At 24.1% G+C, this 531-nt stretch carries 1 pseudogene; it reads left to right on the top strand.

Features of this window, described 5'->3' with window-relative positions:
* Nucleotides 1-18: 18 nt before the first annotated feature.
* Nucleotides 19-334 (top strand): annotated as a pseudogene (locus AYC59_RS08555) (ATP-binding protein).
* Nucleotides 335-531 lie beyond the last annotated feature (197 nt).

The following is a 531-nucleotide window of genomic DNA, read 5'->3' as shown; positions in this document are numbered from 1 at the left end:
AATATAGATAAACAAGAGATGTTGGATTTACTTATAAATAAGGCGAATAAGGAAGGAAGATTAAATGAACGTATAAAGCATTATTGTAAGTATAGGCTATTGATAATAGATGAATTAGGATATATTCCAATAACTAAAGAAGAGACAATTAATAAATGAAAGATATGAAAAGAAGTCAACAATAGTTACAACTAATGCTGACTTTAAGTATTGGGGTGATATATTTTCTGATAATACTTTAGCAAGTGCTATATTAGATAGATTATTACATCATTGTAATGTTATTAATATAGTTGGTAGATCATATAGAGTTAGAGATTATTATCAAGAATAAAAAACTACATTCTTATTTTGACACAATCTTACATTTTTATATTGACATTTTGTGCATTTGGGGTTTACAAAAAAAATTAATTTAAAAATTTTGTGCATTTTAAACTTTACACTCCAAGAAAATCTTATGGCAATGTAAAGTATTAAATGCACAAAAACTAAAATAGAGATAAATGTAGTAAAAATAATAGTTTGAAG

The organism is Pseudostreptobacillus hongkongensis, from assembly GCF_001559795.1.
Taxonomy (GTDB): Bacteria; Fusobacteriota; Fusobacteriia; order Fusobacteriales; family Leptotrichiaceae; genus Pseudostreptobacillus; species Pseudostreptobacillus hongkongensis.
The sequence above is the reverse complement of the archived record's forward strand: the minus strand, read 5'-3'. Positions and strand labels throughout refer to the sequence as shown.